Origin of the sequence: Poseidonocella sp. HB161398, assembly GCF_005870025.1 — a bacterium.
GTDB lineage: Bacteria > Pseudomonadota > Alphaproteobacteria > Rhodobacterales > Rhodobacteraceae > Mangrovicoccus.
In genome coordinates, this window is record NZ_VATA01000126.1 from 1 (window position 1) to 8,537 (window position 8,537).

8 protein-coding genes and 1 pseudogene are annotated in these 8,537 nt (G+C 65.2%); 4 read left to right on the plus strand and 5 right to left on the minus strand.

The window, feature by feature from the left end; all coding sequences use genetic code 11:
- The first annotated feature begins 827 nt into the window (after positions 1-827).
- The 4 genes from FGX59_RS35070 (at position 828) to FGX59_RS35080 (ending at position 4,091) form a co-directional block, all read left to right on the plus strand.
- Positions 828-2,417: a GMC oxidoreductase gene (locus FGX59_RS35070; RefSeq protein ID WP_171060986.1), complete on the plus strand. Its 1,590-nt coding sequence runs from the start codon at positions 828-830 to the stop codon at positions 2,415-2,417.
- A 16-nt stretch (positions 2,418-2,433) separates the two neighbouring features.
- A complete protein-coding gene (locus tag FGX59_RS35075; RefSeq protein ID WP_138473161.1) occupies positions 2,434-2,772 on the plus strand; it encodes a hypothetical protein in 339 nt (112 codons plus the stop codon).
- Positions 2,773-2,777: 5 nt separating this feature from the next.
- The gene (locus FGX59_RS37950) at positions 2,778-2,939 is read left to right on the plus strand and encodes a hypothetical protein (protein ID WP_171060987.1); all 162 of its coding nucleotides are present in this window, start codon (positions 2,778-2,780) and stop codon (positions 2,937-2,939) included.
- Between the two features lie 447 nt (positions 2,940-3,386).
- Positions 3,387-4,091, plus strand: a complete 705-nt coding sequence (locus tag FGX59_RS35080; RefSeq protein WP_138473164.1) for an IS6 family transposase — start codon at positions 3,387-3,389, stop codon at positions 4,089-4,091.
- A 224-nt stretch (positions 4,092-4,315) separates the two neighbouring features.
- Here FGX59_RS35080 and FGX59_RS35085 read toward each other — a convergent pair whose 3' ends face one another.
- The 5 genes and pseudogenes from FGX59_RS35085 to FGX59_RS35100 all read right to left on the minus strand — a co-directional run bounded on the left by FGX59_RS35085 (position 4,316) and on the right by FGX59_RS35100 (position 7,183).
- On the minus strand, positions 4,316-5,527 hold the full coding sequence (locus FGX59_RS35085; RefSeq protein ID WP_138473166.1) for an HlyD family secretion protein: 1,212 nt from the start codon (positions 5,525-5,527) through the stop codon (positions 4,316-4,318).
- Positions 5,524-5,811 (minus strand): hypothetical protein, encoded by a 288-nt coding sequence (locus FGX59_RS35090; protein WP_138473169.1) that lies wholly within the window; start codon positions 5,809-5,811, stop codon positions 5,524-5,526. Before FGX59_RS35090 ends, FGX59_RS35085 begins: the two co-directional genes overlap by 4 nt.
- Before the next feature lie 277 nt (positions 5,812-6,088).
- Positions 6,089-6,358, minus strand: coding sequence for a hypothetical protein (locus tag FGX59_RS39085; RefSeq protein ID WP_240722858.1), 270 nt, complete (start codon positions 6,356-6,358; stop codon positions 6,089-6,091).
- A 73-nt stretch (positions 6,359-6,431) separates the two neighbouring features.
- Positions 6,432-6,536, minus strand: a pseudogene (locus tag FGX59_RS39930) (hypothetical protein); the annotation flags it as partial.
- Positions 6,537-6,571: 35 nt separating this feature from the next.
- The gene (locus FGX59_RS35100; protein ID WP_171060988.1) at positions 6,572-7,183 is read right to left on the minus strand and encodes a sensor histidine kinase; all 612 of its coding nucleotides are present in this window, start codon (positions 7,181-7,183) and stop codon (positions 6,572-6,574) included.
- Positions 7,184-8,537: the final 1,354 nt, after the last annotated feature.

Genomic DNA, 8,537 nt, shown 5'->3' on the forward strand with positions numbered 1-8,537 from the left:
GATTTCATTCAGATGTTAGAGTTTTCCTAGTTTCCATTGCCAAGACCTTTGCGGAGAGGGAGCAGAGCTCCATCACATTGAAACAATGTGCTTTTAGTAAGTAGCGGGTCCCATTTCGTCCCCCCTCCGGCTGTCGGATTCTTCCATGGCCGGAGGGAACCCGCGATAGCAGCCACCTTAATGAAGCTCACGTCCGTGGACCGGCATCAAACCGTGACCCTGCTCATTTGGCTTACAACCAGTTGTTTTTATGTATACTTTTCTGCTTGAGCAGGACCCCGTCGGCACCGGTATTTAAACACCCCGAGAACGAATTCATAAATAAAGACAGTTAGGTAACAGGCAATCTGGTAGGGACACTGTTTGATGCCGATCTACACGCCGACGGCCTGACCTGCCGGGAAGGCCCGGCTTCCTCGCGGTCAGGTGTCGCCTTACGGGACCCCGCATCCGGCGCCCGCCAGGGAGCGCGCTGGCCGCTGGCGGTTGTCTCTGCCGTTGCAGGCAGTCCGGCGACTGGCGCATCCTGTCGCCTTAAGAAACGGCAAAATGGTGAAACGGGCCATAGATCCATAGCGGGAATTCCCGGCTGCGGCGTTTCATCCGCCTTAGCTGAAAAGATAAATAAAGCAAGGAATGAAGAATCCGTTTGCCTTTTGCATTCAGTATTTTGACGTGTTTTTCACGTGCGTCACAAAACGTTTCGTCCTGCCTAGAAACCTCTATCCGGCATCGCGGGGGCCGCGCGAGCGGGCTTGATCGGCGCAACGGAGACTGTTCAAATGCAGAGGGGTTTTAGGCAAATTCGTTTGACCAAAGGATTTGGGATGCTGATCGATTCTCGGGGGTTGCCCGATGGAACTGTGCTTGATGCCGATATCTGCATTGTGGGCGGCGGTCCCGCCGGAATTACACTGGCGCTGGAACTGGCCGACAGCCCGCTGAAGGTGATCCTGCTAGAAAGCGGCGGGATGGATTTCGAACCGGAGACGCAAGAGCTTTATGCCGGCCCGAATCTGGGCTTCCAGTACGATCCGTTGGACGAGGCCCGGCTGCGCTTTCTCGGCGGCTCGTCAAATCACTGGGCCGGAAACTGCATGCCGCTCAGTCCGGTCGATTTCGAAAAGCGCGACTGGATGGCCCATTCCGGATGGCCGATCAGCTATGACGACCTGCACCCGCACTACATGCGCGCCCAGACCTATGCGGAATTGCAGACCGAGCAGCCCTATGACTACGCCCACTGGGCGGAAAAGCTGGGGGCCGCGAACCTGCCAGTGGATCCGGAATACCTGAAAACGGTGGGGGTCAATGAAAGCCCGCCGACCGCTTTCGGCTACACCTACGAGGACCGGCTGCGGGCGGCAGGGAGCCTCGCCGTCTACCTGCATGCGAATGTGCTCGAGCTCGAGACCGACGATACCGCCTCGACAGTGACCGGCGTGCAGGCCGCCTGCATCGACGGGCCGCGCTTCCGCGTGACGGCGCGCCGCTACGTGCTGTGCGCGGGCGGGATCGAGACGCCCCGGCTGCTCTTCCTGTCGAACCGGGTGCAGCAGGCGGGGCTCGGCAATGGTCACGACCTCGTGGGCCGGTTCTTCGCCGATCACGCGGCCATCCGCCCGGTCGCGCGGATCTTGCTGTCGCGCCCCAGGGAGGAAATAGAACTCTATACCAAGCCGGTCTATTTCGACACGGGCGGGCTGATGGCGACGCTTGCCTCTTCCGACGCGCTGCTGCGGCGCGAGGAGATCGGCGGCTTCATCTTCCATCTCTTCCCGGCACAGTCGCCGGGCGAGCTGTCGCTGACCACGCTCTACCGCGCGCTGCGCAGGGCCGATCCGCCGCCCTATCTGTCGACCGAGATCGGCAATGTGCTGAGCGATCTCGACGGCGCGGTCAACGGGGTCTGGAAATGGGGCGGCAAGCACCGCGGCGACCTGATCGAGCGCGACTGGCTCGGCCCTTGGCTGACCTTCGAATGCGTGCCCAACCCGGAAAGCAGGGTGCTGCTGGTCGACGAGACCGACCGCTTCGGGCAGCGCCGGATCGGGCTGGACTGGCGCCTGACCGAGACGGAGATGCGCACGGTCAAGCGGGCGACGCAGATCCTGTCCCAGGAGGTCGGGCGGATCGGGCTCGGCCGCACCTGGACGGCGGCCCTGCGGGAGGATTTCGACTGGCCGGGCCATGTGGCGCGCGGCAAGCACCATTGCGGCACCACGCGGATGTCGGACGATCCCAGGACCGGGGTGGTCGATGCCGATTGCCGGGTGCACGGGGTCTCCAACCTCTATATCGGCAGCTCCTCGGTCTTCCCGACCCATGGCTATGCCAATCCGACCCTGACCATTGTCGCGATGTCGATCCGCATGGCGGACCTGTTCAAGACCGATGCCCGCACGGGCCATTTGTGAAGGAGGCGCAGCCATGATGAGACGACGGATATTCCTGGCCGGCATGGCCGGTTCGGCGATGCAGCCGGCGCTTGCCGGTGAGTTCGGGGCGGAGGGTGGCGGCGCGCTCGGCGACATGGCAAGGATCGGGCAGGCGGTCCTGGCTGCCGGCCAAGCGGAGCCGGACGCCGCCGCGCTGCGCCGCTCTCTGGGCCTGGCGGCAGGTCAAGTGCCGCAGGCGGGCCCGGACTGGGCCGGGGCGATCGCGGCGGATTTCACCGCGGGCCGGGTTGCCCTGGTCGAAGGCTGGGTCCTCAGCCGGACGGAGGCACAGCTCTGCGCGCTTGCCGCCTGCTGCGAGATGCGAGTGGGCTAGACGCGATGAAACGCCTGATATGGATCCTTCTCGCCGTCATTGCCGTTTCGGTCGCGCTGCACGTCTTCCTGCCCGCGAGCTTCTTCGCGGGCACGGTCTTGGCAACGTTTGCCGGTCTCGCTGTGCTGGCCGCGCCGCTATTGCAGGACGCGCGAGGACGGCGCTGATCGCCGCTCCGATCGGCCTGCGGTCCGGTCTCCGGAGCCAGCCGTCGACCGGGATGCCAGCGCATGACCTGAAACAGCGATTCCTGGCTGCCAGCCGCGCCATCGCGGCTGAGAACTTCGGCGCGCGAACGGATTCCCGAATTTATGCCAATGGGGCCTTGCTCTTTGACTCTGGCGGGATTCCCCTGGAACCAAAAATGTGACTCACTGGGATCGACAGAGATGGAGACTTCGATGGCGGTGGAGATTACCCGGGAAGACATGTCGGCGATTGAGCTTCGGGCGGCAGCGGCGCAGGCAAAGGATGGGAAGGCTGCACGGCGGATGCCGGCCATCGCGCTGGTTCTCGAGGGAGCGGATCGAAAGACGGCAACAGAATCCTGCGGGGAGTTGTCACGTTAACCAGCTCCGATTGCCCGGCGGACGATTTGAACATACCTGCCGCTGATGCAGACGCCGTCCGGCATCAGCTTCAAGCGCCACCGCTTCCCGCCCGCCATCGTCGCCCATGCGGTCTGGCTCTACGTCCGGTTCAATCTCAGTCTTCGCGAGGTGGAGGAGATGCTGATGGAACGGGGCATCGACGTATACTACGAGACCATCCGGCGCTGGACCATCAAGTTCGGGCCGCAGATCGCCCGGAACCTGCGGCGTAGGCAGGGTCTTCCCGGCGATGTCTGGCACCTGGACGAAGTGGCTGTGAAAGTCGCGGGCAGATCCTTCTGGCTCTGGCGCGCCGTCGATCAGCATGGTGTCGTGCTCGACGAGATCCTCCAGGCGAAACGAGACAAGGTGGCTGCGAAACGGCTTCTGGTCGCTCTGTTGAAACGGACTGGAGTCGTCCTAAAGCGGATCGTCACCGACAAGCTCCGCTCCTACGGCGCGGCCAAGCGGGAGGTTGCACCCGGCCTCGGCCACTGGTCGCACAAGGGGCTCGACAACCGGGCCGACAACAGCCATCTGCCATTCCGGACGCGGGAGCGCACCATGCAGGGATATCGATCACCCGGTGCCCTGCTACGTTTTGTCTCCCTCCACTCCGCCATCCGCAACAGCTTCTCCGTTCCGGCACGCCGCCGGAATGCGCTGTGCATCCGCTACCACCGGATGGAAATCATCGTCGCTTGGGAATTGGCGACCGGAATCGATTAATACGTGCTGCAAGACCCTCGTGCGAACGCTCACGAGTTAACGTGACAATTCCCCCAGTCATCTTGCTCCGCGATCATGGGATCCAAGTATCGGCCCAGTCCGGGATCCGGGTGCAAGGTCAAAAAGGGCTGTTCCCAAATGCCCGCGCCGACGACGACCAGTTCCCGAAGAGCGTGGCAAGCATGCCTCTGGGTGCAGCCGGTCCGCCTCGGACCCGGCCGACGTCACCCCGAGCCCACGAGACCGGCGCCGGTGGCGAGCATGATCCAGACCTTCAACCGCATGACGACGGCCTTCTCGATCGCCCAGGCTTGGATGACCTCCCCCAGTGCCGTGCCCGCCAGGCGGCCGGCAATCCGGGTCGTATAGGCCTGCACCAAGCACCGGCTGCCATTCACCAGAAGCGGCCTCTGCTCCGGATGCTCGAGTGCCAGATAGGCTACAACCTCGCCGGGCCGCGCCAGTTCGCCCGGCTGTATAAGCCTGCCCGTCGGCAGGATCTGCCCAGAGGAAATCGAGTCCTGGATGCGCACGATCCGCGCCGGAAGGACCGAGCTCTGCATCGCGTTGTTGATGTTGCCCGCACAGGCGACCTCGGCCGGCATGCCCGCATGCAGGACCGACATGTTGACTTGGCTGAACCCGGCGACGATCTGGGCCGGATAGTCGTCGCCTGGATCGGGAATGATAACCATGGCCGGATTCAGCGCGATCTGCGCCGCGCGGTCGCCGACATTCAGCGTGACCTGCTCGATGCGGCCGGAAACCTGCGCCCTGATCCGGGTTTTGTCCAGCTCGACCTGCGCCTGCTTGAGCGCGGCTTCGGCCGCGGCGAGCTGCGCGGGCGCCAGATTCTCGGCCTCCAGCCGTGCGGTCTCCAGCTGCGATTTCGCCCCGGCCACCTCGGCGGCGCGCGCGCGCTGGTCGTTCTGCGCGCGCAGGAAGCGGTCCTGGGAATAGGCCGGCGAGTTCTCGTCGCGCAGTCCCTGCTGGTTCGAGAGCTGGACATCCGCCTCGTCGAGCCGCGCCTGGGCGCTGTCCACTTGGGCTTGCGCATCCTGCAATTCGGAGCGGGCGACCGCGACCTGCTCCTGAGCCGTCGCGACATCGCTCTGCGCCACGGCCACGGCGGCTTCCTCGCTCGCGTCATTGACGGTGAAGAGAAGGTCCCCGGGCGCGACCCGCCGTCCGGCCGCGACCTCGATGGACGTCACCGTGCCGCCTCGTTCCGCCACCACCGGCACCACGCGGAAGGGCACGACACCGGTCTCGGACTCGGGATGGTAGTATTCGATCGTGAAGATCAGGGCGAGAAACAGCAGGAACCAGACATAGAGCGACCGATGCACGCTGTAGAGCGAGATTTCGCGGTGGCGCAGCCGCAGGTAGAGGACACGGGCCAGGAAGGGGAAGCTGGTGAGAAGCAGCTCGATCACTTGGCGTCCTCCCGGTTCGAGGTGGTCCAGAGCACGATGTCCCGCGCGGCCGCTGCCAGGATCAGCGACAACGGCAGGAGATTGCTGACGCCCTCGAGCGGCGGCAGCATGTCATAAGCCAGCCCGACCGTCAGCATCGTCGGGATCGTGGTGCGGAACAGGCTTTCCCGGCCCTTGCGGCCGGCATACCGGTCGAACACGGCATAGAGATAGATCAGGAGGAAGCCGACCAGGACGAGCGTCACCAGCCCGTAGATCGCAAAGATGTCGGTGTCCCCGGGCAAGGTCCATGACCGGGGCGCGGGATCCAGGGTGGCAGCTTGGGTTCCATTCATTGATGTTCTTGCTCCAGTTTCAACGGCGTTTCCTTGTTCGCGGGGCGGGTTCAGGGGCTGCATTCAGCCGCACCCCCGGGATCACCTGGCGCAGGCACTGCGTGACGGCGAGTCCCTGTGGCACCGGCGCCAGGGGACCGCTCAGATGCAGCAGCGACCCGTCTCTGCCGCGCGCCTCGATCTGGCCGAGGCGGCGGCAGACCGGGTGATCGCGGCCGTCGAGCTGCTAGATGCGGGTGAAATCCGCATCCGCTCCAAGCAGCGCGATCTCCCCCATATGCAGGATGACCGTGCTGCTCCCTTCGGAGATCGCAAGCCGTCCGGGCGGTGCCTGGCCGGTGTCGGCGATCTCGCGCGGGCCCGTGCCCTTCAGGGCATTGCGCACCCGGTCCAGCGCGAGGGCCAGCCGCTCCGGCAGGACCAGCTTCAGCAGGAAATCGACCGCGCCCACCTCGAAGGCCCGGATCGCATGCGCCGCGCTGGCGGTGACCAGCACGACCAGGGGAGGCGGGGTCGAGCCGGCGCATCAGTTCGAACCCCTCGCCATCGCCCAGAGAGACATCCAGCAGCACCAGATCGGGCGGATTCCGCCGACAAAGCTCCGTGGCCGCTGCCACGCTTTCCGCCGTGCCCGCAATCTCGACATCGTCATGGTCGGCCAGGAGGCGCGCCATGCCGCGCAGGACGGGCGGCTTGTCATCGACCAGGATCACCCGTAGCACGGCTCGGCCTCCAGAAGCAGATGCACGGCCACCTCCGGCCTGTCCTGCACGATGCGGATCCGGTGCCGCCCGGGATAGGCGATAGCCGACGGCCGCCGCAGGTTCTTCAGCCCCGTGCCGCTGCGTTCGCCGGGCGCATAGCGGCCGGCATTCACGACCGCCAGCGAAAGCCCCCCGTCACGCTGCCGCGCCGTGATCCGCAGGTCGTAGCAGCCGGAGCGGTCCTTGTGGCCGTGCTTGATGGCATTCTCGGCAAGGCTTTGCAGGATCAGGCGGGGCACGCGCATGTCCAGCGTCTGCGCCTCCATGTCGATCCGGCGGTGCAACCGGTCCTCGAAGCGCATCTGCTGGATCCGCGGGTAGTCCGTCACGTTCTCCATCTCCGTGCAAAAGGCGCAGATGTCCTCGCCTGCCCAGTCAAGCCCGGCGCGCAGGTAGGAAGACACCGCCCGGGTCATCTCCAGCGCGACCTCGGGCCGGTCCGGGATTTCGGTGGCAATCGTGTTGAGCGAGTTGAACAGGAAATGCGGGTCGAGCTGGCCCTGCTGGAAGCGCAGCTCGGCCCGGAGCGCCGCGGCCTCTGCCTCGCTGCGGCGCACTGCCTCGGCCCGTGCCGCGGCGCTGGCGCGGACCCGGAATAAGTGACCGACCAGCCGACAAAGACCGGAACGTAGAAGAAAGTTGCCATGAAGGGCGCGCCGTAGCCGTCCCGCGTCGGCCCGTCCGTCGCCTCGCGCAGCAGATCGGGAAGGACGGACTGCCCGGCCCCTCCAAGCAGGCTGCGCCCCCGGCGAGGACGGCGCCGACGGCCAGGGAGCCCGGCGAGCTGCCGACCCGGGTGTAGACGGAATGCAGCAGGCAGGTATAGGCGAAGCACGCAGTCTCCAGCCCTGCGGTCAGTGCGAGAGCGGTCTCGATCTTGCCGTAAAAGATCAGCCGGAGGATCACGGTGACGACGCCCAGCATCATCCAAGCCACGAGGTTGAAGCGCAGGAAGCCGCACGGCCGACACGTCGCGGCTGGTCCGGCGGGACGCCCCCGGCGGAACGGCCAGGGAAACAGGCTTACTCCGGCCTGCCGCTGCAATTCTGAAACTGCGGGCCATCGGACCGCTCTCCCCCGATCATCGCTGCCCCGGCCGGTCGCCTTTCCGGCCCACTGGTCCGTGCAACCGGAGCGCGGCACACGTGGCCACGGCAACAATGCGGGAATGATATTCAATGGTCGGCATGTCATGCAAGAAGTGGCTAACCTAACGGTAATTTGTCGCGTTTCCCGAGGCGGGAGCCGGGATGCATCTGTCAGAAGCGCTTCAGCAGCCACAGGCTTCCGGTGTTCCTGCGGGTGGGTCACATCATCCCGCCCGCCCTCCGCGCCAAGGACCGCTTGCACGGACCTGCGGCTTACGGCTGCGCGAATATCTTCCCCGCGTTCATCAGCCCCTCCGGGTCGAGCGCCGCCTTCACTGCCTGCGCGGCCGAGGCGGGAGATGCCGACGGCTACTAGGCGCAGAACACCGAGTTCCATCAGGCAGTTTACCATGCAAGGCACAACCCGTTTCTCGAGTCCTAAACGCGGCGGTTGCAGGCGATGCTGCAACCTTACCGGCGGCGGCAACTGCGGGTGAATGGACGGATGCTGACCTCGCGCGACGAGCACGAGCCTATCTTTGCGGCGACCCGCAAGGGCGACAGCGACGGGGGCCGCCCGCCTGATGTGCGGCCATGTCATCATCCAAGGCGACCCCTTCCACGATCTCAAGCGGGTCCTCGCAGCATTCGAATGATGAACAAGCGCCCGGCGGACATCCGTGTTTGCATGGACCGCGCTCCCGCGGCGGGATAGCCTGCGACCTGGCATGGACCCCGTCGGACCAGGGTCCTGCCGAGGAGAGCCTTGACAGAAACGGCGCCGCTTCTTCTCATGACGCAGCGGCTGCATGCCGCTCCCACC

Coding starts and splice junctions, on each gene's coding strand:
- FGX59_RS35070 (WP_171060986.1), top strand. CDS start 828: ATGCTGATCGATTCTCGGGGGTTGCCCGATGGAACTGTGCTTGATGCC.
- FGX59_RS35075 (WP_138473161.1), top strand. CDS start 2,434: ATGAGACGACGGATATTCCTGGCCGGCATGGCCGGTTCGGCGATGCAG.
- FGX59_RS37950 (WP_171060987.1), top strand. CDS start 2,778: ATGAAACGCCTGATATGGATCCTTCTCGCCGTCATTGCCGTTTCGGTC.
- FGX59_RS35080 (WP_138473164.1), top strand. CDS start 3,387: ATGCAGACGCCGTCCGGCATCAGCTTCAAGCGCCACCGCTTCCCGCCC.